Annotated in this window: 27 protein-coding genes; 8 read left to right on the top strand and 19 right to left on the bottom strand. The window is 67.7% G+C overall.

The genetic code is table 11. From position 1 onward, the window contains the following. Window positions 1-5 precede the first annotated feature (5 nt). Window positions 6-758, bottom strand: coding sequence for a DUF1013 domain-containing protein (locus tag LOS78_RS17575; protein WP_028713383.1), 753 nt, complete (start codon window positions 756-758; stop codon window positions 6-8). Between the two features lie 160 nt (window positions 759-918). On the opposite strand from LOS78_RS17575, the gene LOS78_RS17580 reads away from it, so the two are divergent. Beyond that, entirely contained in the window at window positions 919-1,548 is a 630-nt protein-coding gene (locus tag LOS78_RS17580) for a ribonuclease T2 (RefSeq protein ID WP_230377638.1), read from the top strand. Window positions 1,549-1,778: 230 nt separating this feature from the next. Here the strand turns inward: LOS78_RS17580 and LOS78_RS17585 are convergent, their stop codons facing one another. Then, a complete protein-coding gene (locus LOS78_RS17585; protein WP_036696982.1) occupies window positions 1,779-2,756 on the bottom strand; it encodes an NAD(P)H-quinone oxidoreductase in 978 nt (325 codons plus the stop codon). Window positions 2,757-2,767: 11 nt separating this feature from the next. Beyond that, window positions 2,768-3,454 carry a COQ9 family protein gene (locus LOS78_RS17590; protein ID WP_028716230.1) on the bottom strand — a complete coding sequence of 229 codons (687 nt, stop codon included), beginning with the start codon at window positions 3,452-3,454 and terminating at the stop codon, window positions 2,768-2,770. 124 nt (window positions 3,455-3,578) lie between these two features. On the opposite strand from LOS78_RS17590, the gene rpsU reads away from it, so the two are divergent. Further along, window positions 3,579-3,785: a 30S ribosomal protein S21 gene (gene rpsU, locus LOS78_RS17595; RefSeq protein WP_011748553.1), complete on the top strand. Its 207-nt coding sequence runs from the start codon at window positions 3,579-3,581 to the stop codon at window positions 3,783-3,785. A 57-nt stretch (window positions 3,786-3,842) separates the two neighbouring features. On the opposite strand, the gene LOS78_RS17600 is transcribed toward rpsU, so the two are convergent. Both LOS78_RS17600 and mscL read right to left on the bottom strand, forming a co-directional pair. Continuing rightward, window positions 3,843-4,301, bottom strand: a complete 459-nt coding sequence (locus LOS78_RS17600; protein ID WP_028713379.1) for an Lrp/AsnC family transcriptional regulator — start codon at window positions 4,299-4,301, stop codon at window positions 3,843-3,845. Between the two features lie 156 nt (window positions 4,302-4,457). Continuing rightward, window positions 4,458-4,892 carry a large conductance mechanosensitive channel protein MscL gene (mscL, locus tag LOS78_RS17605; RefSeq protein ID WP_028713378.1) on the bottom strand — a complete coding sequence of 145 codons (435 nt, stop codon included), beginning with the start codon at window positions 4,890-4,892 and terminating at the stop codon, window positions 4,458-4,460. Between the two features lie 91 nt (window positions 4,893-4,983). On the opposite strand from mscL, the gene LOS78_RS17610 reads away from it, so the two are divergent. Beyond that, a complete protein-coding gene (locus tag LOS78_RS17610) occupies window positions 4,984-5,685 on the top strand; it encodes a glutathione S-transferase C-terminal domain-containing protein (RefSeq protein WP_230377639.1) in 702 nt (233 codons plus the stop codon). Between the two features lie 130 nt (window positions 5,686-5,815). Next, a complete protein-coding gene (locus LOS78_RS17615) occupies window positions 5,816-6,118 on the top strand; it encodes a hypothetical protein (RefSeq protein ID WP_230377640.1) in 303 nt (100 codons plus the stop codon). A 59-nt stretch (window positions 6,119-6,177) separates the two neighbouring features. On the opposite strand, the gene pheT is transcribed toward LOS78_RS17615, so the two are convergent. Further along, a complete protein-coding gene (gene pheT / locus LOS78_RS17620; RefSeq protein WP_230377641.1) occupies window positions 6,178-8,565 on the bottom strand; it encodes a phenylalanine--tRNA ligase subunit beta in 2,388 nt (795 codons plus the stop codon). 202 nt (window positions 8,566-8,767) lie between these two features. Here pheT and LOS78_RS17625 point away from each other — a divergent pair, with 202 nt between their 5' ends. Beyond that, on the top strand, window positions 8,768-9,079 hold the full coding sequence (locus tag LOS78_RS17625) for a TM2 domain-containing protein (protein WP_028713374.1): 312 nt from the start codon (window positions 8,768-8,770) through the stop codon (window positions 9,077-9,079). Between the two features lie 4 nt (window positions 9,080-9,083). Here the strand turns inward: LOS78_RS17625 and LOS78_RS17630 are convergent, their stop codons facing one another. From LOS78_RS17630 to LOS78_RS17675, 10 genes are all read right to left on the bottom strand, one after another. Continuing rightward, the gene (locus tag LOS78_RS17630; RefSeq protein ID WP_230377642.1) at window positions 9,084-9,566 is read right to left on the bottom strand and encodes a hypothetical protein; all 483 of its coding nucleotides are present in this window, start codon (window positions 9,564-9,566) and stop codon (window positions 9,084-9,086) included. 309 nt (window positions 9,567-9,875) lie between these two features. Further along, window positions 9,876-10,967, bottom strand: coding sequence for a phenylalanine--tRNA ligase subunit alpha (pheS, locus tag LOS78_RS17635; RefSeq protein WP_371824717.1), 1,092 nt, complete (start codon window positions 10,965-10,967; stop codon window positions 9,876-9,878). Window positions 10,968-11,038: 71 nt separating this feature from the next. Beyond that, entirely contained in the window at window positions 11,039-11,383 is a 345-nt protein-coding gene (locus LOS78_RS17640; protein WP_028713371.1) for an arsenate reductase family protein, read from the bottom strand. A gap of 3 nt (window positions 11,384-11,386) precedes the next feature. Then, complete coding sequence (locus tag LOS78_RS17645; RefSeq protein ID WP_230377643.1) at window positions 11,387-12,796, bottom strand: sodium:alanine symporter family protein; 1,410 nt, start codon at window positions 12,794-12,796, stop codon at window positions 11,387-11,389. Continuing rightward, window positions 12,793-14,214, bottom strand: coding sequence for a cytochrome P450 (locus LOS78_RS17650; protein WP_230377644.1), 1,422 nt, complete (start codon window positions 14,212-14,214; stop codon window positions 12,793-12,795). The genes LOS78_RS17645 and LOS78_RS17650 overlap by 4 nt, the downstream gene beginning before the upstream one ends. A 211-nt stretch (window positions 14,215-14,425) precedes the next feature. Then, the gene (gene rplT, locus LOS78_RS17655) at window positions 14,426-14,785 is read right to left on the bottom strand and encodes a 50S ribosomal protein L20 (RefSeq protein WP_011748559.1); all 360 of its coding nucleotides are present in this window, start codon (window positions 14,783-14,785) and stop codon (window positions 14,426-14,428) included. Window positions 14,786-14,797: 12 nt separating this feature from the next. Beyond that, window positions 14,798-14,998 carry a 50S ribosomal protein L35 gene (gene rpmI, locus LOS78_RS17660; RefSeq protein WP_010398741.1) on the bottom strand — a complete coding sequence of 67 codons (201 nt, stop codon included), beginning with the start codon at window positions 14,996-14,998 and terminating at the stop codon, window positions 14,798-14,800. Between the two features lie 108 nt (window positions 14,999-15,106). Beyond that, window positions 15,107-15,595, bottom strand: coding sequence for a hypothetical protein (locus LOS78_RS17665; RefSeq protein WP_230377645.1), 489 nt, complete (start codon window positions 15,593-15,595; stop codon window positions 15,107-15,109). 40 nt (window positions 15,596-15,635) lie between these two features. After that, window positions 15,636-17,081 (bottom strand): pyruvate kinase, encoded by a 1,446-nt coding sequence (pyk, locus tag LOS78_RS17670; RefSeq protein ID WP_230377646.1) that lies wholly within the window; start codon window positions 17,079-17,081, stop codon window positions 15,636-15,638. 228 nt (window positions 17,082-17,309) lie between these two features. Continuing rightward, complete coding sequence (locus tag LOS78_RS17675) at window positions 17,310-18,050, bottom strand: N-formylglutamate amidohydrolase (protein ID WP_028713366.1); 741 nt, start codon at window positions 18,048-18,050, stop codon at window positions 17,310-17,312. A 229-nt stretch (window positions 18,051-18,279) separates the two neighbouring features. Here LOS78_RS17675 and LOS78_RS17680 point away from each other — a divergent pair, with 229 nt between their 5' ends. After that, window positions 18,280-18,540, top strand: coding sequence for a hypothetical protein (locus LOS78_RS17680; RefSeq protein ID WP_230377647.1), 261 nt, complete (start codon window positions 18,280-18,282; stop codon window positions 18,538-18,540). 369 nt (window positions 18,541-18,909) lie between these two features. Here the strand turns inward: LOS78_RS17680 and LOS78_RS17685 are convergent, their stop codons facing one another. Continuing rightward, the gene (locus tag LOS78_RS17685; RefSeq protein ID WP_230377648.1) at window positions 18,910-19,191 is read right to left on the bottom strand and encodes a transposase; all 282 of its coding nucleotides are present in this window, start codon (window positions 19,189-19,191) and stop codon (window positions 18,910-18,912) included. 75 nt (window positions 19,192-19,266) lie between these two features. Here LOS78_RS17685 and LOS78_RS17690 point away from each other — a divergent pair, with 75 nt between their 5' ends. Then, window positions 19,267-20,343: a helix-turn-helix domain-containing protein gene (locus LOS78_RS17690; protein ID WP_256451362.1), complete on the top strand. Its 1,077-nt coding sequence runs from the start codon at window positions 19,267-19,269 to the stop codon at window positions 20,341-20,343. A 350-nt stretch (window positions 20,344-20,693) separates the two neighbouring features. Continuing rightward, window positions 20,694-21,475, top strand: a protein-coding gene (locus LOS78_RS17695; protein ID WP_085999836.1) for an IS5 family transposase whose coding sequence is annotated in 2 segments (ribosomal slippage) — window positions 20,694-21,036 and window positions 21,036-21,475 — 783 coding nt in all. Because the reading frame shifts where the segments join, the coding sequence is not laid out codon by codon here. A gap of 67 nt (window positions 21,476-21,542) precedes the next feature. On the opposite strand, the gene LOS78_RS17700 is transcribed toward LOS78_RS17695, so the two are convergent. After that, on the bottom strand, window positions 21,543-23,726 hold the full coding sequence (locus tag LOS78_RS17700; RefSeq protein ID WP_083539296.1) for a PAS-domain containing protein: 2,184 nt from the start codon (window positions 23,724-23,726) through the stop codon (window positions 21,543-21,545). Next, window positions 23,726-24,880, bottom strand: a complete 1,155-nt coding sequence (locus LOS78_RS17705) for an FIST signal transduction protein (RefSeq protein WP_104491161.1) — start codon at window positions 24,878-24,880, stop codon at window positions 23,726-23,728. Before LOS78_RS17705 ends, LOS78_RS17700 begins: the two co-directional genes overlap by 1 nt. Window positions 24,881-24,890 lie beyond the last annotated feature (10 nt).

Raw genomic sequence — 24,890 nt, forward strand, 5'->3', positions numbered from 1 at the left:
CGCGATCAGCGGCGGTCGTCCTCGTCCTCGTCGTCATCCGCCTCGGGCAGGTTGAAGAAGCTGTCCGCATCCAGGTTGTCGTCCTGCTCGGGCTTGTCATCGTTCTTGCTGAGGCTGAAATTCTCCAGCCCGGCGATCGAGCTGGGCAGGCGCGGTTCGTCCGACATGGCCAGCGAGGTCTCGGTCGAGAGCAGCTTGCGGCGCTCGTCGTCGGTCATCGCCCCGCCCTCGGCGGCCTTGCGCTTGGCGGCCTTCTGCACGGCGGCGTCCAGTTCGGACTGCCGGCACAGCCCCAGCGCCACCGGGTCGATGGGCTGGATGTTCTGGATGTTCCAATGCGTCCGGTCGCGGATCGAGGCGATGGTCGGCTTGGTGGTGCCGACCAGCTTGGCGATCTGCGCATCGGCCAGCTCGGGGTGGAACTTGACCAGCCACAGGATGGCGGCGGGCCGGTCCTGGCGCTTGGAAAGCGGGGTGTAGCGCGGGCCGCGGCGCTTCTCCTCGCCCTCGGCGGCGGGGTTGTGCTTGAGCTTCAGCTTGTAGAGCGGGTTCTTCTGGCCCTTCTCGATCTCGGCGGCGTCGAGCTGGTTCGAGGCGACCGGGTCGAAACCCTTGACGCCGGCGGCCACGTCGCCATCGGCGATGCCCTGCACCTCAAGCTCGTGCATGCCGCAGAAATCGGCGATCTGCTTGAAGCTCAGCGTCGTGTTGTCGACCAGCCAGACGGCGGTGGCCTTGGCCATCAGCGGCTTGTTCATGACCTTCTCCTTAACAATATCTCTTCCGGCCGGGGAAAACGGCTTTCGGCGGCTGCCATTCCATTTTCGGGGGATTGACGGGCTATATAGGGCCAGAAAAGGTCAAAATAAAGCCTGAATTTCATGGCGCGGCGCCGGGCCCGGCGCTAGGTTCGCGAGCATGAAAGCCCTTGCCCTGATTGCCGCGCTGCTGATTGCCCCCGCCGCCCTGGCCCAGGACGCCGCCGGACGTTTCGACTATTACGTCCTGTCGCTGAGCTGGTCGCCCAGCTGGTGCCGGGCGGAAGGCGATGCGGAAGGCGCCGATCAATGCGAGAGCGGACGGCGCACCGGTTTCATCGTCCATGGCCTCTGGCCGCAATACGAGCGCGGCTGGCCCGAGGATTGCCCGACCGATGCCCACGACCCCACGCGGCGCGAGACCCGGGCCATGGCGGATGTGATGGGCTCGGGCGGGCTGGCCTGGTATCAATGGAAAAAGCACGGCCGCTGCTCGGGCCTGCCGGCGGGGGACTATTTCGCGCTGACCCGCAAGGCCGCCGACGCGATCGCGATTCCCGAGCCGCTGCGCCGGCTCGACCGCGACGCCACCCTGCCCGCGACGGTCGTCGAGGACGCCTTCATCGAGGCGAACCCCGGTCTTGCCCGTGACGGAATCACCGTCACCTGCCGCAGCCGCGCCCTGCAGGAGGTCCGCATCTGCCTGACCCGCGAACTCGAGCCCCGGGCCTGCGCCCCGGACATCCGGCGCGATTGCCCGGGCAGTTTCCTGATGCCGGCGCCGCGGTGATGGCGCGGCGGCGGGCCTCCGGCGGGGATATTTGAACAAGAAAGAAGCCGTTAACCGAATCGCAAGGATTTCCTGTCAGTCTGGCTTCACGGTACAGGCGGGGACGCCGATGACCGTCAAGAGAGAAGCCACACCCCGACCTTTGCTGCGGCGGGCGGGGTGTGTGCGCTTCTTTCTTGTTCAAATATCCCCGCCGGAGGCCTCGGGCCGCGCCGTTGGCACCGAAGGGCTCAATCCTCGGCCGAGACCTGCAACAGGATCTTGCCGATATGGTTGCTGCTTTCCATATGGCGATGCGCCTCGACCGCCTCGCGCAAGGGAAAGGCGCTGTCGATCAGCGGACGCACCGCACCCGCCTCGATCAGCGGCCAGAGCCGCTCCTGCAATTCCCGGGCGATCCGCGCCTTGGCGAGGTCCGATTGCGGGCGCAGCGTCGAGCCGGTCACGGTCAGGCGCCGCGCCATGATCTGCGCGAAGTTGATCTCGGCCTTGGGTCCGGCGAGGAAGGCGATCATCGCCAGCCGGCCGTCATCGGCCAGGCACCGGATGTTGCGGGCGATGTAGTCGCCGCCCACCATGTCCAGGATCAGGTCGGCGCCGCCGGCCTTGCGCAGCACGGCGACGAAATCTTCCTCGCGATAGTTGATCGCCGCGGCGCCCAGCCTCTCGCAGGCCGCGCATTTCCCGGCCGAGCCCGCCGTCGCCCAGACCCGTGCCCCCAGCGCCCGGGCGGTCTGGATCGCCATGGTCCCGATGCCCGAGGAGCCGCCATGGACCAGGAACCGCTCGCCCGGCTGCAACCCGCCGCGCATGACCACATTGGACCAGACCGTGAAGGCGGTTTCCGGCAGCGCAGCGGCGGCGCGCAGCGACAAGCCCTGGGGGATCGGCAGGGCGTGCTCGGCCGGGCAGGTGGCGTATTCCGCATAACCGCCGCCCGGCAGCAATGCGCAGACGCGGTCGCCCGGCTTCCAGCGCGTCACCCCCGGGCCGACGGCCGCCACCTCCCCGGCGCATTCCAGCCCCGGCAGGTCCGAGGCGCCGGGCGGCGGCGCATAGGAGCCGGCGCGCTGCAGCAGATCGGGGCGGTTCACCCCGGCCCAGGCGACGCGGATCAGGATCTGGCCATGTCCGGCCACCGGCACCGGCCGGGTCACCGGCCGCAGCACCTCCGCCCCGCCCGGAGACGAGATCTCGACCGCCTGCATCACATCGGGAATCACCCATCGCCTCCTTCTGTCCGGGCGCGCGGGCCTGCGCGCAACTCTCCGGGCAGATTGCGATTTTCTGGCCGCCTGATCCAGCCCGTTGCAAGCCCGGCCAGCGCCGAAACCCCGGGCAGCGCGCCGAGACGGTCCTTGAGGGTCTCGAATCGCATCGCGCCCTCGATGCGGCGGTCGAGGAACCTGCGCGTCTCTTCGGCCTCGGGCGAATCGTCGCCGAGCCAGTAGAGCACCGTCGCGCCGTAGACCGCCGACAGCGTCGCGCGCTTGGAATACCAGTTCACGTCTTCGGACCGGTCGCCCAGCCCGTCCCAGATCGCATCCGCCGTCTCCCAGACCAGCCGCGCGCCCAGGGCCGCGTTCTGCGGCAGCGCCAGGATCGCCGCCCCGGCCCGCGCCAGCTCGCGGTTGCTGAGCGACAGGCGATGCATCACCGCCGCCGAGACCCTGTCGCGGAACCGCCCCTCGGGCGGATGCGCGGCCAGCCAGTCGCGCAGCGCGGCATCGCCCCTGCGGTGATAGGCGGCGGCCAGATCCGCGCCGCCGCGCGGCAGATAGACCCGCGCCAGCGCCGGGTTCATGCCGATGTCGCGGGCGCCCTCGGCAATGGCCTTTTCGCCCATGCCTTCGAAGATGACATGCGACAGCGCGGCCTCGACCAGCCGCTCGCGTTCATCCGTCATGGCGCTCTCCTTCCTCCATCACGCGGACCCGGCCCGGAAAATCTGGACAAAGCCGATTCGCCTTGCTAGAAGGCCGCGTCCTGCAATCAGATCAACTCTAACCTAGGAAGGTGGTGACAACCACATGCAGGTAAGTGTTCGCGACAACAACGTCGAACAGGCGCTTCGTGCTCTGAAGAAGAAACTTCAGCGCGAGGGGGTGTTTCGTGAAATGAAGCTCAAGCAGCATTTCGAGAAACCCTCGGTCAAGAAGGCCCGTGAAAAGGCCGAGGCCGTCCGCCGCGCCCGCAAGCTGGCGCGCAAGAAAGCGCAACGCGAAGGCGCGCTGTAAGACGAGCGACACGTTCGTTTCAGGAAAACCCCCGCGCCCGGCGCGGGGGTTTTCTATTCACACCGGCAGCGCCGTGGTCTGCGCCACCGTGCGCAGCGAGAACGAGGAATGCATCTGCTGGACCCCCGGCAGTTTCGCCAGCCGCTGGCGGTGGATGCGGGCGAAATCGTCGGTATCCTGCGCCACCACCTTCAGCAGGTAATCCGCCGACCCCGCCATCAGGTGACATTCCAGCACATCCGGAATGGTGCGCACGGCGCGCTCGAAAGCCTCGAGCAGTTCATCGGCCTGGCCCGAAAGGGTGATCTCGACAAAGACCGTGGTCGGGCGCTCGAGCTTGCGCGCGTCGAGCAGCGCGACATAGCCGCGGATCACCCCCAGTTCCTCCAGCCGCTGCACGCGGCGGTGGCAGGCGCTGGCCGAGAGCCCGACCTCGGAGGCCAGGTCGGCATTGGTCATGCGTCCGTCGCGCTGCAGGACCGACAGAATGCGGCGATCCGTTGCGTCAAGCTCGATCATCGGGGCGATCCCTGTCTCGCGGACGCCCTGCGGCGCCGGTTTCTTCGACAATAGCGCGCCACGGCCGCCCGCATAAGCGAAAATCGCCAAGGCCCGAAACGACGAGGGCGCGACCCGCAGGCCGCGCCGCCGCACTATCCCGAAGGGGCGATCTCAGGCGCGGTTGGCGCGCAGCTCGTCGCGGATCTGCATCAGCAGCTCTTCCTGCGTCGGGCCGGCGGGCGCGGCCTCGTCCTCTTTCTTGCGGACCGCGGCGCTTTGCACCCTGTTGACCGCCTTGACCAGCAGGAACACCGCCCAGGCGATGATCAGGAAATTGATGACCGCCGAGAGGAAGGCGCCATAGGCAAAGACCGAGGCGCCGGAATCGCGCGCCACCTGCAGGCTGGCGCCGGGCGGAACCTCGCCCTTGAGCACGAGGTAATGCCCGCTGAAATCGGTCCCGCCGGTCAACAGGCCGATGATCGGGTTGATCAGGTCGGCCACCAGCGAATTCACGATGGCCGTGAAGGCTGCACCGATGATGATGCCGACGGCCAGGTCGATGACATTGCCACGGGCGATGAATTCCTTGAATTCCTTGAACATGGGCTTACCTTTTCCAGCCTGTTGCGCGCGTTCCGGCACAGGCTGCCATATCACGATTGCCCCTTGCAACATAGTCAGCACAGGAAACGACATGACGGCACTTTCCGATTTCCCGATCACCCGCCGCTGGCCGCCCCGGCGCCCCGAGGTGATCCAGCTCTATACGCTGAACACGCCGAACGGCATCAAGACCTCGGTCATGCTCGAGGAATGCGGGCTGGACTATGACGCCCACCGCATCAGCATCGGCGACCCCGAGGATCAGTTCACCCCCGAATTCCTGTCGCTGAACCCCAACAACAAGATCCCGGCGATGATCGACCCGAACGGTCCCGACGGCCGGCCGATCGGCCTGTTCGAGACCGGCGCCATGCTGATCTATCTGGCCGACAAGACCGGCAAGTTCCTGCCCGCCTCGGGCGCGGCGCGCTATCATACCATCCAGTGGCTGATGTGGCAGATGGGCGGCGTCGGGCCGATGTTCGGCCAGGTCGGCTATTTCCACCGCTACAAGGGCAGCGAGATCGAGGACCCCCGCCCGCGCACCCGTTATTACAACGAGGCGCGGCGGCTTCTGGGCGTGCTCGACCGGCAATTGCAGGGCCGCGACTGGATCACCGGCGACTATTCCATCGCCGACATGGCGGTCGGTCCCTGGCTGCGCACGGTGCGGGTGAATTACGAGGCCGAGAAGGAAACGGGGATGGACGGCTTTGCCAATGTCCAGGCCTATCTGGACCGCTTCCTGGCCCGACCGGCGGTGCAAAGGGGGATCGAGGTCGGCGCTGCTTGACATCGAAAGCGCCCCGCCAGCCGGGCGGGGCGCACCGCCGGGCGTAAAATCCCGAAGGCCGGGGAATAATCCGTCCCGCCGTCCGTAAACCTGCCGCAACGGTTGATGTTGCAGCTCAGAGGACGGACAGATGAAATCCTTGCACAAACTTCTTGCCGCCGCCACGTTCTCGGCGATGTCCTTGCCCGGTATCGCGCAGGCTGACGATGACGGACCAAGGCGTTCTCACCCTCCCTCGCTGGAAAACCTGCTGATCCGCAGCCTGACCGGATGGGACGACCGGCCGGTGCAGCCTGGCTGGCGACATCCTGGTCGGGATCAGGGCGGCGGGTATCGCGCCCATCGCCATTGGGACCGAGACGACGATGATGATGACCGCCGCGGACGCCGCTGGCATGGCCGCGACGATGACGACGACGACGATGATGATTGAGGGGAAAGGCCGGGGTCCGTCCCCGGCCTGACCCATCCTGACCGGGGGACGCCCCGGGTCTAGCCCCGCAGCACCCCGCCGGTGGCCTTGCCGACCTTCTCGACGATCTTCGCGCTGACCGCCTCGATCTCGGCATCGGTCAGGGTCTTTTCCCGCGGCTGCAGACGCGCGGTGATGGCGATGGACTTCTTGCCGCCCTCCAGCCCAGTGAACTGGTCGAAGACCGTCACCCGCTCGATCAGCGCCTTGTCGGCGCCGGCAGCCGCGTTCACCAGCGTCAGTGCCTCGACCTGCGCATCCACGACAAAGGCGAAGTCGCGCTCGACCGCCTGCAGGTCCGACAGCACCAGCGCCGGGCGCGAGGGCGTCCTGACCTTGGGCAGCGGCACGGCGGCCACGCGCACGGTAAAGCCGACCGCGGCGCCCTTGATGCCGAAATGCCGCAGCACGCGCGGATGGATCTCGCCGAAGGTCGCAAGCGCATTCGGCCCCAGCGCGATGTTCCCCGCCCGGCCCGGATGCCACCAGCCGTCCAGCTTGCGGTTGATCTGCGCCTTGGCGGGCGCGCCGATGGCCTGCAGCACCGCCTCGGCATCGGCCTTGGCGTCGTAGATATCCACCTTGCGCCGCGAGGCATAGGGGTCGCGCGGCGCGATAGAGCCGACGAGGATGCCCGAGAGATGCAGGTCCTGCTCGCCCGGCTCGCCGCCGCTGAACACGGGGCCGCATTCGAACAGCGCCAGGTCGGCAAAGCCGCGTGCCTGGTTGCGCGCCGCCGCCGCCAGCAGGCCGGGCAGAAGGTCGGGGCGCATATGCGTCATCTCGCTGCTGATCGGATTCTCGATGCGGACGGCATCCGAGCCGCCGCCGAACAGCGCCGCCGCCTGTGCATCGATGAAACTGTAGGTGACGCATTCGTTATAGCCGAGGCTCGCCGCCATGCGCCGCGCCGCCTGCTCGCGGCGCTGCAAGGGCGTCAGCACCGGCTGCGGCACCCCTGCCTGCGGGCGCGGCAGCGGCTGGCCTTGCAGCTTGGTCAGCGAGGCGATGCGCGCCACCTCCTCGACCAAATCGGCGCTGCCCTGCACATCGGGGCGCCAGCTCGGGACGAAAGCCTGATCGCCATCCAGTCGGAAACCCAGCGCGGTCAGCGTGGCGCGCTGCTCGTCCTCGGGAATGTCCATGCCGACCAGGCTGCTGACCCGCGCCGGCTCCAGCCGGTAGCTGCGGCGGGTGTCGGGCACCGTGCCCGCCGTCACCACCTCGGAGGCCTCGCCCCCGCAAAGCTCCAGGATCATCCGCGTCGCCAGTTCCAGCCCCGGCCGGGTGAAGGCCGGGTCCACGCCGCGCTCGAAGCGGTAACGGGCGTCGGAATTGATCTTCAGCGCCCGGCCCGCCGCGGCGATGGCGATCGGGTCCCAATAGGCGCTTTCCAGGAACACGTTCGCCGTCCCGTCCGAGCAGCCGCTATGCTCGCCGCCCATGATGCCGGCGATGCTTTCCGGCCCTGCCTCGTCGGCGATGATCATGGTGCCGGGCGCGAAGGCATAGGTCTTGCCGTCCAGCGCCAGCAGTTCCTCGCCCTCGGCCGAGGCGCGCACGGTCAGGTCCCCCTTGACCTTGTCGGCGTCGAAGACGTGCAGCGGCCGGTTCAGGTCGAAGGTGAAGAGGTTGGTGATGTCCACCAGCGTGTTGATCGGCCGCAGCCCGATGGCGGTCAGCCGCTTCTGCAGCCAGTCCGGCGAGGGGCCGTTCCTGACGCCGCGGATCACCCGGCCGCTGAAAAACGGCGCCTTTTCAGCCATTTCCGGCGCGATCACCACCCTGATCGGGCTGGGGAACGTGCCCGGCACGGTGACATCGGCCACGGGCTTCAGCCGGCCCAGCCCGCGCGCCGCCAGATCGCGGGCGACGCCATGCACGCCAAGCGCATCGGGGCGGTTCGGGGTGATCTTGATCTCGATGACCGGATCGACCGCCTCGGGCCGGTTCGCGGCCAGCCAGTCGACAAATTTCTCGCCCACCCCGCCCGAGGGAAGTTCAATGATCCCATTGTGTTCGTCGGAAAGCTCCAGTTCGCGCTCCGAGGCCATCATGCCATGGCTCTCGACGCCGCGAATCTTGCCGACGCCCAGGGTCACGTCGATGCCGGGAACGTAGTCGCCGGGCTTGGCCAGCACCACGGTGATGCCGGCGCGGGCATTCGGGGCGCCGCAGACGATCTGCTTCTCGCCCTCGTCGGTCAGCACCTTGCAGACCCGCAGCCGGTCGGCATCGGGGTGCTGCACCGCCTCCAGAACCTTGGCGAGCGTGAAGGTCTTCAGCTTCGCGGCCGGATCGGTCACGCCCTCGACCTCAAGGCCGAGATCGGTCAGCGCCTCGGTGATCTCGTCGAGGCTGGCGGTCGTGTCGAGATGCTCCTTGAGCCAGGAGAGGGTGAATTTCATGGGCGAGGGCTCCGTCGGTTTGGGCGTCCCTTAGCGCATGGCGCGGCGGATTGGTAGGGTCGTGCACCGCCCCTGCCCGCCCGAGGCGGGTTTTCCAGCATTTGCCGGGGATCGTGCGGGAAAGGGCACGCCGGCCGCCCGGCCTTGTCGGGGCTGCGCGGCGACCTATATGTGAACAGGATTAACATGGGCATGGGAGCCAATGGACACGCAACGGGAACTGCTGATCGAACAGAGGGTCGCGAATGACGCGAAATCGCCGCTGGTTGCCTATCTGCTGGCGATCCTGCTTTGGGGCTTCGGGGCGCATCGCATGTATCTGGGCCGCTGGGCCAGCGGCCTCATCATGCTGGCGCTGTGGGGTCTGGGCTGGCTGACGGCGCCGATCCTGATCGGCTGGCCGCTGGTCGGGCTGGTCTGCCTGTGGGCGCTGGTCGACCTGTTCCTGATCCCCGGCATGATCCAGGAGGACAAGGACGAGATCCGCCGGCGGCTGGGCTCGGGCCTGCGCTGAGCTTTCAGCCGGTAAACAGGCCCAAGGTGACGAAGACCGCCGCCGCCGCCAGCCAGGCCGGCTTGTGCCGGTGGCCGAGGATGCCGAAACCCAGGCAAGGCGCGGCAAGGAACCAGGGCCAGTGCCGCGCCAGCCCCGGCGCGGCCCCGGAGATCCAGCCCGGCGCCATCAGCGCCAGGAAATAGCCGATCAGCGCCAGCACCCCGAAATAACAGGCGGCGGCCAACCCGACCTCGAGCACGGCGCGCTCGGTCCGCTCGTCGTTCCAGCGATGGGGGCGGGTCAGGTAGCCGCGCGACAGCGTGATGATGGTCACCGCCAGGAAGGTTGCCGCAGCAATGCCGAGCACCGGCAACAGATAGGCCTGGGTGATGGCCGAGGCGACCGGCGCCCCTTCAGCCACCCGCCCGGCATCGACAAGGCCGAACAGGCTGATCGAGGCCATGAAGGCCGAGGCATAGGCGGTGAGCGTGGTGGGGTTCGACATGCTGGCCCTTTGCTGCTGGCTTGGTGCGGTGACTCGCGGTCGGGCGCAAGATAGCGGCGCGCGGCAGAGCTGTCATCTGACAGGGGCGTGGGCTGCGGCTTGCTGCCGAGCCCGGCCGTCGCAGATTGCGGCTAGGCGGGAACGGAGGACGCAGTGGACACGGTTCCGGTTGTGCCGGGCGTGGCGGCAAGCGGCGCTGCAGCGGCTGGCACGCGATTCGCGGCAGGGCCGAGAAAGGCCCGCAGATCGGCGCACGGACGCCCTCACCGTTCACGTTAACGCCTCAGACTTGAAGCAATCCCGAGCGGCTTAGCGCGACAGACCGCCCGCCACGCTGGGCACATCCCCCGCAGCAAAGCCGTAATGCCGCAGCCAGCGCAGATCGCTTTCGAAGAACGCCCGCAGATCGGGAATGCCGTATTTCAGCATGGCGATGCGGTCGATGCCCATGCCGAAGGCGAAGCCCTGCCATTCCTCGGGGTCGATGCCGCCCGCCGCCAGCACCTTGGGATGCACCATGCCCGAGCCCAGGATCTCCAGCCAGCTTTCGCCCTGGCCGATGGTCAGCTTGCCGCCCTCCCACGAGCAGCGGATATCGACCTCGGCCGAGGGCTCGGTGAAGGGGAAATGGCTGGCGCGGAAGCGCAGCTCGACCTTGTCCACCTCGAAGAAGGCGCGGCAGAATTCCTCGAGCGTCCATTTCAGGTTCGCCATCGAGATGCCCTTGCCCAGCGCCAGCCCCTCGACCTGGTGGAACATCGGCGTATGGGTCTGGTCCATATCCATGCGGTAGACCCGGCCCGGGCAGATCACCCGGATCGGCGCGCCGCTGGCCTGCATGGCGCGGATCTGCACCGGCGAGGTATGGGTGCGCAGCACATGCGGCGGGCGCGGGTCGTCCGCCGCGCGGGCCATGAAGAAAGTGTCGTGCTCCTGCCGGGCGGGATGCTCGGGCGGGATGTTCAGCGCGTCGAAATTGAACCAGTCGCTTTCGATCTGCGGGCCCTCGGCGACGCGGAAACCCATGTCGGCGAAGATCGCGGTGACTTCCTCGGTCACCTGGCTGATCGGGTGGATCGTGCCCTGCGGCCGCGGCCGGCCGGGCAGCGTCACGTCCAGCCATTCCTGCTTCAGCCGCGCGTCCAGCGCCGCATCCTCGAGCCCCTGCTTGCGGGCGCGCAGCGCGGCGTCGATCTCGTCCTTCAGGCGGTTGAGCGCCGCGCCGGTGGTCTGGCGCTGCTCGGGCGTCATCCGGCCCAGTTCCTTCATCATGCCGCTGATCTCGCCCTTCTTGCCCAGGGCGGCCAGCCGCACCTGTTCCAGCGCCTCGCCGTCGGCGGCGGTCGCGATGCGGTCGAGATAGGACTGGCGAAGGGCGGTCAGGTCGGACTGGTCGGACATGGGCAGGTTTCCTTGCGGTTCGCGGGCCGATTAGCACGCGGAGACCGCAGGGAAAAGCCCGGGGGAGGCCCTTAGCGGGCGAAGGTCTCGGCCACCCGCTCGGCCGGGCGGCACAGCCGCACGCCGCCGGGGCCGCAGACGAAGGGCCGCTCGACCAGCAGCGGGTTCTCGACCATGGCGGCCAGGATGTCCTCGTCGCTGGCTTCCGGCAGGCCGCGCGCCTCGGCATCGGTGCCCTTGACGCGCAGGGCCTGGCGCGGGGTCACGTCGGCGGCGGCGAACAGGCCCAGAAGCTGGCCGCGGGTCCAGCCGTCGCGGGCGTAATCGACGATCTCGGGCTCGTGCCCGGCGTCGCGGATCATCTGCAGCACCTTGCGCGAGGTCGAGCAGGTCGGCTTGTGATAGATGGTGATCATGTCCTATTTCCAGATCGAGGCGCTGGCGCCCGGCGCCACTGTGGGATGGTCGGCCAGGCGGAAGGTCGGGTTCAACCCTTCGGCACGCTGGCGCAGATAGTCCCGGGTGACATAGGCGATGGTGCCGGAAAGCGCCACGATGGCGATCAGGTTGATCGTCGCCATCAGCCCCATCGAGGCATCGGCGAAGTCGAAGACGGTCTGTACGGTCTGGATCGCCCCCCAGATCACCATGGCCATGACGCCGATGCGCAGCGCGATCACCGGCACCGGGCTGCCATGGCCCAGGAAGACGATGGCGTTCTCGGCATAGGCGTAATTGCCGATAATCGAGGTGAAGGCGAAGAAGAAGATGGCGATGGCGACGAAATAATGCCCGAAGCCGCCGAAATGCTCGCCCAGCGCCGCCTGGGTCAGGGCGACGCCGGTCAACTCGGCCGAGGGCACGGCGCCCGACAGCAGGATCATGATCGCGGTGGCGGTGCAGACCAGGATGGTGTCGATGAACACGCCCAGCGCCTGCACGAAGCCCTGGCTGGAAGGGTGATGCGGATCGGGCACGGCGACGGCGGCGATGTTCGGGGCCGAGCCCATGCCGGCCTCGTTCGAGAACAGCCCGCGCTTGACGCCGTTCAGCATGGCGGCGGCGATGCCGCCGGCGGCGCCGCCCGCCGCTTCCTGCAGGCCGAAGGCCGAGCCGATGATCTGGCCGATCACCCCGGGCACCAGGGTGATGTTGGCGACCAGCACCCAGGCCGCCGCCAGCAGATAGGCGCCGGCCATGAAGGGCACGACATATTCCGCCACCCGGGCGATCTGCGGGATGCCGCCGAAGATGATCACCCCGGTCAGCGCCGCGATGGCGATGCCGACCACGGATTTGTCGATGCCGAAGGCGCCCGCGACCGCCTCGGCGATGGAATTGGACTGCACGGCGTTGAAGATCAGCCCGAAGGCGATGATCAGCGCCACGGCGAAGATCACCGCCAGCCAGCCCTGCCCCAGCGCCTTCTTGATGTAGAAGGCCGGGCCGCCGCGATACATGCCGTTCGGCCCGTGCTCCTTGTAAAGCTGGGCCAGGGTCGATTCGGCATAGGCCGTGGCCATGCCGACCAGCGCCACCATCCACATCCAGAAGACCGCGCCCGGCCCGCCCAGCGTGATCGCCACCGCCACCCCGGCGATATTGCCGGTGCCGACGCGGCTGGCCAGGCTGACGGTCAGCGCCTGGAAGGGCGAGATGCCGTCCTTGTCGGCCGTCCGCGAGCCAAGCACGCAGCGGAACATCTCGCCGAAATGCCGGATCTGGATGAAGCCCAGCCGGATGGTGAAGAAGATCCCCACCGCCAGCAGGCCATAGATCAGGACGTAGCCCCAGAAGATCGTGTTCAGGAAGTCGATGATGCCGGTCATGGTCGTGTCCCCCGTTCGCCGGGGGATTGTGTAACGGATGCGTGAGCATCGCAACCCGCCTGCCGCGGCGCGACCTGCAGCCAGACCCCGCCATGCGGGCGCAGGGTCAGGATCATGCGCGGCTGCGGCCGGCGCGCCGTCAGGGCAAAGCGGAAGCGCGAGACCAGCGTGGCGAGGATGATCACCGCCTCTTGCAGGGCGAAGCTGGCGCCGATGCAGATGCGCGGCCCGGCGCCGAAGGGCAGGAAGGCGAAGCGGTCGCGGGTCACGCCGGGGGCGAAACGCCCGGGGTCGAAGCGGTCGGGATCGTCCCAGAGCATCCGGTGGCGATGCAGCGCATAGATCGGCAGCATGATCGTGTCGCCCGGCCGCACCTCGCGCCCGCCCAGGCTGTCGTGGATGCGGGCGGTGCGCGACAGGAAGGCGGCGGGCGGGTAAAGCCGCAGCGCCTCCTCGACCACCTGGCGGATATAGGTCAGGCGCGGCAGGTCGTCTGCGGTGGCGGCCCGGCCGGCCAGCGCAGCCCGGGCCTCGCGCGCGGCGCGGTCCTGCACCTCGGGGTCGAAGGCCAGCAGGTAAAGCGCCCAGGCCAGCGTCAAGGCCGTGGTCTCGTGCCCGGCGACAATGAAGGTCAGCAGGTTGTCGCGCAGCTCGGCCGGGGTCATGCGGCGATGCGTCTCGGGGTCCTCGCCGGCGCGCAGCAGGTCCAGAAGGTCCGGCACCGGGCGCGGACCCGAGCGCGCCCGGGCGCGGATCGCCTCGTCGGCGACGCGCTTCATCCGCCGCAGGTCGCCGCCGGAGACCAGCCGCCCGGGCCGCGGAATCCAGCCCGGCAGGCCCAGGATGTCCAGGACCGAGATGCGGGCCGCGCCGGCAATATAGGCGTCGATGGCCTGATGCACCGCGTCGCGGTCGAAGCCCTCGTCGCCGGAAAAGGTCACGTCCGAGATCACCTCGAAGGTCGCTGCCACGGTCTCGGCAAAGACATCGACCGGGCCCTGCGCCGCCGCCAGCCGCCGGGCGCTGGCCTCGGCGGCGGCGGTCATCACCGGCGCCAGCGCCTCGACATGGCGCTGGGCGAAGGCCGGCGCAGCGGCCAGGCGCTGCCAGCGCCAATGCGCGCCCTCGGCCACGAACATGGAATTGCCGATGGCAGGCTCCAGGATCAGCCGGGTGACCAGCGATTTCGGATAATCCTCGACCCGGTCCTTGAGCACCCGGCGCAGCGCCTCGGGGTCCATGACCATGTGCCAGCGCTTGCCGGTCTTGCCCGAGACCATGGGCTGGCGCACGGCGATCTCGGGGATCAGTTCCAGCACGTTGCGCCGCGCGGTCATGGCGCTGGCCAGCACCCCCATCGGCTGGCGATGCAGGGGCACGCGGGCGGGGTAGCGGTCGGGCGACGGGTCCAGAGACATCAGCGGCCAAACCCGCCAAGGCGACCGAGGTTCCCGGCGGCCGATGCCGAAAGCTTCTTTCTTGCCCAAATATCCCGGGGGAACGCCGCACCGGCCCCGCCGAGGGGCCGGTGCGGCGTGGGGGCAGAGCCCCCGGACCCGCGCGCCGCCGGCAACGAAAAAACCCGCGCCTCGCGGCGCGGGTCCTGTCCGTTTCAGCCTTGGCCCGGAATCAGGCGGCGGCTTTCGCCTGCGCGACCACGGCGGCAAAGGCCTCGGGCTCGTGGACGGCCAGATCGGCCAGGACCTTGCGGTCCACCTCGATCCCGGCTTTCGCCAGCGCGGCGATGAAGCGCGAATAGGTCATCTCGGCATCCACGGCGCGGACGGCGGCGTTGATGCGCTGGATCCACAGCGCGCGGAAATTGCGCTTGCGCGTCTTGCGGTCGCGGGTCGCGTATTGGTTGGCCTTGTCGACGGCCTGGGTCGCGGTGCGGAAGTTGCGCGACCGGTTGCCGTAATAGCCTTTCGCCGCGTCAAGAACCTTCTTGTGGCGGGCGTGGGTGATCTTACCCGATTTGACTCGTGCCATGTCCGGTTCTCCTTAGCGGTTGTAGGGCATGTATTTCTTGACGATCTTCGCGTCCGCGTCGGACAGGATCATGGTCCCGGTCACGTCGCGGATGAATTTCGTCGAGCGCTTGATCATGCCGTGGCGCTTGCCGGCCGGGCCGGCCTTGACCTTGCCCGTGGCCGTCATCGAGAACCGCTTCTTGGCGGCCGATTTGGTCTTCATCTTCGGCATTTTACTCTCCTTGCGGTCAGAGTGAACGCGCGACTCGGCAATGCCATCTCGGCCGGCCGCGCGGGTGGAAGCGTGCCCTATAAGCGGGCACGCACGGATTGGCAAGGGTTATTGGCCCTGGGCCGGAGCCTCGGCCCCGTCCTCTGCCGCCGGCGCATCCGCAGCCGGGGTGTCGGCGGTGGGATCCTCGACAACGGGATCGGCGGCGGCAGGCTCCTCCGCGGCGGGGGCTTCCGGCGCGGGATCGGCCGCAGGGGCCTCGGCGGCAGGCGTCTCCGCCGGGGCTTCCACCGCCGGGGTCTCGGGCGCGGCCTCGCCGGCCGGGGCTTCCTCGGCCGGGGCCTCGGGCGCGGGCGCCGTGACCGGGTCGGTGCCGGTCGTCACCTCGCCGTTCACCAGCCGCTGCCAGCTTTCCTGCAGCGACTGGATGCCGAAGGGCCGCTGATCGAGCCAGCCGCCCGCCAGCAGCAGCACAATGCCCAGCACCAGCAGGATCGCGGCACCTCGGGGGGCCTGCGTGCGCGCCACCGACAGGATGGCCAGAAGGACCGAGAGGGCGCAAAGCGCCACGCCGGCCAGCAGCAGGATGTCGATCATCGGATCACCTTTCCGTTGCGGATCTCTTTGAACCCGCGGCTTATTCCGGATCGGTGCGGTAGATCAAGCGTTCGTCGCAGGGCGCGATGCGCAGGATGTTGGTGGTGCCCGGCACGTTGAAGGGCACGCCGGCCATGACGACGATCTGGTTCGACTCGTCGGCAAAGCCGAAATCCCGCGCCGCCTTGGCCGCGTTCACCACCGCCTGCTTGAAGCGTTCCAGCGAGGGGGTCTTGACGCAATGCGTGCCCCAGGTCAGGCACAGCCGGCGCAGCGTGCCCTGTTCCGAGGACATGGCGACGATCGGCACCCGCGGCCGCTCGCGCGCCGTCAGGCTGGCGGTGGTGCCGGATTGAGTAAAGGCGCAGATGCAGGAAATGTCGGTGGTCTCGGCGATCTCGCGCGCCGCGGCGACGATGGCATCGGCCACGGTCTGGCGCCTGGCGCTGCGCGAGCTTTCGATGATGTCGCGATAGGTCGGGTCGCTCTCGACCGAGCGCGCGACATTGTCCATGGTCGCCACCGCCTCGACCGGATAGGCGCCGGCCGCGCTTTCGGCCGAGAGCATCACCGCATCGGCACCCTCGTAGATGGCGGTGGCCACGTCCGAGACCTCTGCGCGGGTCGGCATCGGGCTTTCGATCATCGATTCCAGCATCTGGGTCGCCACGATCACCGGCTTGGCCGCCGCGCGGCAGGCGCGCACCAGCCGCTTCTGGATCGGCGGCACCGAATGCACCGGCAGCTCGACCCCCAGATCGCCGCGCGCCACCATGATCCCGTCCGAGACCTTCAGGATCTCGGAAAACGCGCGCACGGCGGCGGGTTTCTCGATCTTGGACAGGATGGCGGCGCGGCCCTTGGCCAGTTCGCGCGCCTCGATCACGTCCTCGGGGCGCTGCACGAAGGACAGCGCCAGCCAGTCCACGCCCAGCCCGCAGGCGAATTCCAGGTCGTCGCGGTCCTTGTCCGACAGCGCCGCCAGCGGCAGCACCACGTCGGGCACGTTCACCCCCTTGCGGTTCGAGATCGCGCCCCCCGCCGTCACCACGCAATCGGCGAAATCCGAGCCGCAGGCCTCGACCCGCAGGCGGATCTTGCCGTCGTTGACCAGAAGCTCGGCGCCGGGTTCCAGCGCCGCGAAGATCTCGGGATGCGGCAGCTGCACGCGGCTGGCGGTGCCCGGCGCCGGATCGAGGTCGAAGCGGAAGACCTGCCCGTCCTGCAGATCATGCGGCCCCTCGGCAAAGGTGCCGACGCGCAGCTTCGGGCCCTGCAGGTCGGCCAGCACCGCGATGGGCCGGCCCGATTCGGCCTCGACCTTGCGGATGATGTCGTAGCGGGCGCGCTGCTCCTCATGCGTGCCGTGGCTCATGTTCAGGCGGAACACGTCCGCGCCGGCCTCGAAAAGGGCGCGGATGGTGGCGAAATCGCTGGAGGCCGGCCCAAGCGTTGCCACGATCTTGACCTTGCGATGCCGTCTCATGCGTTCCTCCCGCGGATGTTTGCGCTACCGTCGCTGCGTTTATGGCCTATTGGCCGGTCTGCGGCAACTGTGCTTGGCCTTGCGATTGGCTTTGTGCCCGAACTCATTGCCGGTCGGCCCCATCATCATCGGGCAAAGCCGCCCATGCCGCCCTTTCGTGTTCGCCCGACAGCCGACCATTCATGCCTTGAAGATGGCCGATGCATCGGAGGGACCGCGGCGGCAACCTCAGACCCGGTGCCGCGCCAGGAAACCCGCCAGCACCGAGGCCAGGCGGTCGGCCCAGAGCTGCTGGCCGGCCTCGTCCGCGATCAGGTCGTTCCTGACCTCGATCAGCACGTTCGGACGGCCATGCGCCAGGGCGTGGCGGTCGATGGAATCCCCATCCAGATGGCCGGAATAAGGTTCGTTCTCGCCGGTGATCCAGCCCAGGTCGCGGCATTCGCGCACCAGGGCCGGGCCCAGCCGCTTGTCGCGATGCGAATAGAGCACCCCCACCGCCCAGGGCCGGCGCGGCCGGCCGCGCAGCTGGCGGGTAAAGCTGTGGATGGCGCAGATCGCCCGGTCCGGCCGCCCGGCCGCCAGCCGCGCATAGGCGGCGTGATAGGGACGGTAGAGCCGCTCGAGCCGCCGCTCGCGCTCGGCCGCGTCCATGCGGCGATTCGCGGGAATCACCGTGCCGTCATAGATGCGCATGAGCAGGGTCGGATCGTCCTCGCCGCGGTTCGGGTCGATCACCAGCCGAGAGAAATCCGACAGGATCGCCGGCGCGTCCAGGCGCTCGGCCAGCGCGCGCGTCAGCCCGGCGGCGCCGACGTCATAGGCGATGTGGCGCGCCATGTCCTCTGGCGCGATGCCCAGATCGCCGCCCGCGATCCAGTCCGGCACGCGGTTCGTCGCATGATCGCAGGTGATCAGCCAGCGCGAGGGCCGGTCCTCTCCGATCGTTGAATAGGGCTGTGCCGTCATCCGTCCATCGCCTTTCCGCAGCAAGCTTCGGGTTCCAGACTCATTGAGTTTCACAGCCAGAACAAGACGGCTGCAGCAAGGAGGATGGCGGACAGGAAGACCTTTCCGCCTGTCGCAGCGGGTTGCGACCCGGCGCCGCACGCTATGACAGAGGATCCGGAAACGCTGCGAATCCCTGATCGCCCGGATGTGGGCCTTCGGGGTCTTCTGGTCCATGCCCCGGATGCGCATGTCCTCGACCCTCGCTGACGATCACAGCGTCAGCCCAACGGAAACGACGGCACTGCCGGCCCGGAAAATCGCGCTCGGCAGCTGGACTGTAACCTACGATGAGGGCCTTGCCGGGCAGATCGCGGCATTGCGCGCAGAACGCCTGCCGCACGGAACCGGCGGCGTGCTGCTCGGCATCACCGGCAAACCGCCACTCCGTTCACATCGTTACGGCTCTGCCGGCGCCGCGGGACAGTTCTGGCAGCGTCACCGCCTTTGAGCGGGGCATGTGCGGCCTTGCCGCCACCGTCAAGGAAACAGCTTTAAGGAATGCCCCGGCGCAGCTTTTGAGAGCGTCGTAGATCTGCAAAAGGCCGGGAGCGACGGCGCCGGGTGCCAAGCGTTATTGGTAGCCATGGTCCGTCACCGGTGCATGGAGCCATGACTTTGATGGGGCGTAAGACGAGAGGCAGAATGATCGCCTCATGAAAAAAGGCAGGACTCTCTGAAACGCCACACCAAGCGATGGCAGGGGTCAGGTAGTCCTGCCTTCAACGAGGGAAAGAAATGCGTGAAAACAGTGGGGCCTGGCGACGGATCGAGAGCCGTTCGTGATCGGGATCAATCATCATTCTCCTCCGATCCAGGCTCAGCGATCGAAGGCTTTGGCCAAAAAATCGCGCTCGACGACGAGCTGGCCGATCTTGGCGTGCAGCTTCGTGACCTCGGCCTCCCGGCCGACCTGTGCGTCGGAAGCCTTGTCGTCGAACGCCTTGGCCAGGCTCTCGATGGCCTGCCGCTTCCACTGCGTGATCTGGTTGGGATGAAGCTGGTGTTTCGTGGCTAACTCCGAAATCGTCCGCTCGCCGCGGATCGCCTCAAGCGCGACCTTGGCCTTGAACTCGGCCGTAAACCGTCTGCGTGTCTTCATGCTGGATCGTCCTTTTCATCGGTCGATCCACCTTATGCCCCTGTCTCAGAAACCGGCACCACCTCAGACATCGGCATCGGCCTTGCCCGGCGAGATGCACTCCTGCGCATGATGCGATCCACATCGGTAAGTGACTGGACCGATCCACACCGCGATCCGGTTTGCTATCGCGCGCAGCAGGATATGGCCGCGGAGATAGGCATCACGGACCGTGCCTTGCGCGCCCATGAGCGGCAGTTGGAGGCGCTTGACCTGGTGCTGATCGACACCGCGGCCGATGGGCGACGATCCGGGGCGGAATTGAGCGGTGGGCGGCGTTTGGGAATTAATTTCCGGCCGCTCATCCTGCGTGTGGGCGAACTGATCGCCTGTGACCGCGACCGCCAGGCCGAGAGCCGGAGGATGCAGGCCCTGCGGCTGGAATGCTCGGCGCTGAAGCGTGATGTTCGGCGCGCCATCGAGCGCCTGGTCGAACTGGATCCGCGGCATCCTGCCCTTGGATCGTTCCTGCAAGCCTTCGCGGCTTGGCCAAGGCGCTACGCCGGTTTTCGGTCAGTTGCTCTGCTTGAGGGCCACCTGGCGGAAATCCGATTCGTCTATGACCAACTGGCCGAGATCCTGTCATGTCGCGCAGATTCTTCCGGCGTGTCGGAATCCGAGATTCCGGCGATACTAAATACAACTCTAAAGAATCCTGAAATCTGTAGCGGTTCCTCCGCCAATGAACGGCCGGCCCGCAAGCGGGCCGACGACAGTTCCTCTATGGCTGGGCCTCATGGCCCAGCCAATTGCAAAGAAAAAAGTGTCGGCGGGGCCGGACCGAATGGCAACCCCGATGATGTGAGCTGGATCAGCCCCCAGGTCATCCGGCAGATCGCCGGGCCATGCTTCCTTGAGCGCCTGGACCATCATTGCTCGGGCGGCGCGATCACCGAACGAGCTATGCGTTCGGCAGCATTCGAACTCGCAGGCTGGCTGGGCATCAACGAAAGTGCGGTCCTGGAAGCCATGAACGTGTTCGGAGACTTGCGCATGGCCCTTTGCATCCTGATCATCGAAGCGAACATAGGGCACCCAACCCATCCTATCCACAGTCCAGGTGGGGCGTTGCGAGATGCACCGGCAGGGCATAAGCATCTATATATAGTATAAACAAACGACCTCGGCAGGGAGTTTATCGTTAGAGCAGGTCCCGGACCATTCACGGCGTTTGACTATATAGACGTCGAATGGGGACAGTACACATCGACATCCAGAGATTGGGTCCCACCAGAAAACAGGGTGCCACAGGACACATCGCTTATCACCGAGGGAAGCGACTTGTCCGATACTTTTCTAAAGATGGCTTTCTTTGCCCAATTGGTTGGGCTTTCGCGGATCTTCGCACCACTTCGCATCCGGGGTCTTCCGACGTCCTCCGATGTCTTCCGCCTTAGGTCGTGTTGACAAAAGGGATTCCTCTGGCAGTCGTCCTATGATTCAAGCTCATCTCTACGTGGGAGATGAACTTGGCACGCAACCTGATATCCGACGATGAGTGGACCTTCTTCGAGGGCTTCATTCGTGCCGTCCGGCACCCTAACGGGCGGAAACCTGCGGACCATCGTCTTGTTCTGAATGGTATATTCTGGATCGCAAGGACTGGTGCGCCATGGCGCGATCTGCCCGAAGAGTTTGGCAAGTGGTCCTCGGTCTACCGTCAGTTCCGCCGCTGGACTTTGGCGGGACTGTGGGAGGATATCCTGGATGCGCTGAACCACGCTGGGATCGCGCCAGACAAGCTCCAGATGGTTGATAGCACTGTGATCCGCGCCCATCATCATGCGGCGGGCGCAAAAGGGGGACTCCGAAAGAGGCTCTTGGCCGTTCGAGAGGTGGCTTCTCGACCAAGATCCATCTCCGCGTCAACGGCGCAGGCCTCCCGATGAGGACCGAGATCACGCCGGGGCAGGATTCCGACTACACCGGCTATGATATGGTGATGGCCGACAACCTGCCGCAACCAGCAGTTCTGGTCGCCGACAGGGGCTATGACTCTGATAAAATTCGGGAAGACATCGAGAGCCGCAACGCCCTGCCCATGATACCGATGCGAAGGAACCGAAGGGTGCGCAAGGCTGTCGACATGACCATCTACACCCTGCGCAACATGGTCGAGCGCTGCTTCAACAAGCTGAAAAATAGCCGCCGCCTTGCAACCCGCTACGACAAAACCGCCGAAAGCTTCCTTGGCTTCGTCGACGTCGCCTGCATCAGGCTCTGGCTCCGCCATTTGTCAACATGACCTAGTGCAGATATTCGTGTCACACAACATCGGTCGCCGCGCCGCGGGCTGAGGCTTCGGCGCCGGCTCAGCCGGGCTGGCAGACGAAGGCCTCCAGCGTCTCGGGGTCGATGGGCTTGAAGAGGATCTGCAGCCCGGCCTGGCCGGCGGCGCGCCGGGTTTCGGGGCTGCGGTCGGCGGTGATGATGCGGGTCGGGCGCAAGCCGAAGCGGCGGTGCAGCGCCTGCGCCGTCTCGACGCCGCTGGGGCCGTCGCCCAGCTGCTGGTCCAAGAGGTAGATGTCGGGGATGACGCCCATCTCCTCGACCAGGGTCAGCGCCTCGCTGCCGCTGGCGGCCTCGACCACCTCGACGCCGCGGCGTTCCAGCAGCTGCGCGATGGCGCTGCGCAGGTCTTCGTCATTCTCGACCAGCAGCACGATGCGGTCCATGCCCGCCTCGGGCGGGGGCGTGGCGGCGGGGGCCTTGCTGCCGGCGCGGGGCAGGTCATGCGCCAGGGGCAGCTCGACCGAGAAGCGGGTGCCGCGGCCCGGCACCGAATGCAACCGCAGCCGGTGGTCCAGCAGCGCGCAGGCGCGCTCGACGATGGCCAGGCCCAGCCCCATGCCCTGCGCGGCCGAGGCGGTGCCCTCGACGCGGTGGAACTCGCGGAAGATCGCCTGCTGGTGCTCGGGCGCGATGCCGGGGCCGGTGTCGTGGACCTCGATGCGCAGGCTGCCGCCCTGGCGGCGCACGCCGACCAGCACCCGCCCGGCTTGCGTGTAGCGGATGGCATTGCCGATCAGGTTCTGCAGGATGCGCCGCAGATAGGCCGCGTCGCTTTCCACCGCCAGTTGGCAGGGCATGATGCGCAGTCCCAGGCCCTTGGCGGCGGCCAGCGGCGCGAATTCGTCGGTCAGCTGCGCCAGCAGCAGCTCCATCGACAGGGGCGCGATCTCGATCTCGGTGCCGCCGGATTCCAGCCGCGACAGGTCCAGCAGCGCTCCCAGGATGCCCTCGACGCTGAGAAGCGCGTTATGCGCCTTTTCCAGCGTGGCGCGCAGGGCGCTGTCGCCGGCATCGTCGCGGGCCGAGGCGACGAAGAGCTTGGCGGCCGAGAGCGGCTGCAGCAGGTCGTGGCTGGCCGCCGCGACGAAGCGCACGCGGGCGGAATTCGCGCGCTCGGCATTGGCCAGCGCCGCGGCCAACTCCTCGGTCCGGGCGGTGACGCGGGCTTCCAGCGTGGCCTTGGCCCGCAGCATGGAATGGATCGCCAGCCGTTCGCGCGTGACATCGGTAAAGGACATCACGAAGCCGCGCTCGGGCATCTCGCGGCCATGCACGTCCAGGATGACCCCCGAGGCGTGCCAGAGCTCGAAGGACAGGGGCAGGCGCGCGCCGCGCATCCGCACCCATTCGCGCAGCTGCGAGGCCGAGAAGCCTTCGTTGAAGCGGGCCTGATACAGCATCCGCACTGCCAGCCGCTCGAAGCTCAGCCCGCGATGCATCAGCGCCGCGGGGATCTCCAGCAGGTCCGCGAGCCGCTGGTTCCAGCCGATCAGCGCGCCATAGGCGTCGAAGATGCCGACGCCCTGGTTGATATGCTCCAGCGTCGCGCGGATCATCCGCGCCTGGTTGTCCAGCAGCTTGCCATGCTCGATACGCTCGGTGCGGATGATGCGGGTCACGTCGGTATGCAGGACCACCGTGCCGCCGTCGAGCGTGCGCTGCTCGCTGACCTGGATCCATCGGTCGCCGGTCAGGCCGATGTTGAAATGCTGCGGCTGCTCGTGGCGCCGCATCCGCTGGGCGATCCAGCCGTCGGCGGTCAGCCCCTCGGGCAGCAGCACCTGCCGCGACCGGCCCAGCAGCTCGACATAGGCCGCGAAGCCGATGCCGGGGACAAGCGCCGGGCGCACATCCGGCAGGTCGGCGCAGAAGCGGCTGTTGCACAGCACCAGCCGGTCCTCGGCGTCGAACAGCGCGAAGCCTTCCTCGATCGCCTCGATGGCCTGCGACAGGTCGCGGCGGGCGCGCTCGGCGGTGGCATTGGCGGCATTCAGCCGCTCCAGCGTCGCCTCGAGATCGCAGGTGCGCTGGCGGACGCGCTCCTCCAGCAGGGCGGCGCGGCGGAATTCCTCGAAGGCGGCGTTGTTCTCGTCCCGGCGCTCCTCGGAATGGCGCATCAGCACCTCGGCGATGACCAGCAGCTTCTCCAGGTTCTGCCCGGCATCGTCGTTACGGTCGATGAGCCAGTCCGAGATGCGCGCCATCAGCCGGGCTCCGCCAGTTGCGTCCCCGGCGGGTAGATCGCGCAGCCGGTCAGGGTGTGGTTGACATGCAGCGGGCCGAATTGCTCGCCATAGGTGGAAAAGCCCCAGACGCGATGCCGGCGCAGCACTTCCGAAACGGCACCGCCCAGCTGCTTCTGCTCGGCCTCGATGCGGCGCAGCACGCAGTCGAAGCCCAGCACCGCCACCGGCGGCACCGGCCCGGCCAGCTGCGACAGCCGCCGGTCCAGATGCGCGGGCAGGTCCTCGGGCTCGGTCAGCGCCAGCACCACGCCCGCGTCGATGGCCGAAAAGAACAGCAACTCGCCCGAAGGCAGCACGCGTTGCACCGCCCGCACGTGATAGCGGCCGCCGACCCGCACGGCGAGCGGATGCGCGGCAAAGGTCAGGTAGTCGATCAGCGCCGGATCCTTGCCCAGGATGCGGGCGTATTCACGCGCCGCCGGCTCGGCATTGATGCGCTGCACGATGCGGGCGGCGGGGTCGGCCCGGGTTACCACCATGCGCCGCTCGGTCGGGTGCAGGTGGTCCATGTTCAGCGCCCGCACCGGGCAAAGCCCGCGCAGCACCGACAGCACCGCCGCGTTGCGCAGCGCCCGGCCGCGATGCAGGACCAGCGTTTCCCGGAATCGCAGCCCGTCCCCGGCCGATCCGCCGATCAGCGGCACATGGCCCGAGCCGGCCGCCAGTGCCGAGGCCAGGTCGTCCTCGCAAAGCGACAGCCCGTCGACCAGCAGCAGGGCGAATTCATGCGGCAGATGCGCCTGCGCACCCGCGAGATCCTGGCGCAGTTGCAGGAAGGCCGCCGCCGCGGCGCTGCGCGACAGGCGGTCGAGGTCGGTCAGCTCCAGCACCTCAGCTGCGAAAAGTCGCGAGGGGAATCCCAGCGCCAGCACCGCGCCTTCGTCATAGCCCGCCTCCGAGATCTCGCCGGCGGTGGTACAGCCGACGACATGGGCGGCGGGCAGGCGCGCCGCGGTCTCGGCAGCGATGCGCGCGACGTCGGCCCGGGGCGAGACAAAGAGCATGACCAGCGCGAAGGGCCCGGGACCAAGGCCCCGCGCCAGCCGGCCGGTCACGTCGGCGTCCTGCGCCGGCGCGCTGGCCCGCGCGATGCAATCCTGCGCTGCGCTCACCCCGGCCTCC

This window comes from Paracoccus sp. MA (assembly GCF_020990385.1).
GTDB lineage: Bacteria > Pseudomonadota > Alphaproteobacteria > Rhodobacterales > Rhodobacteraceae > Paracoccus.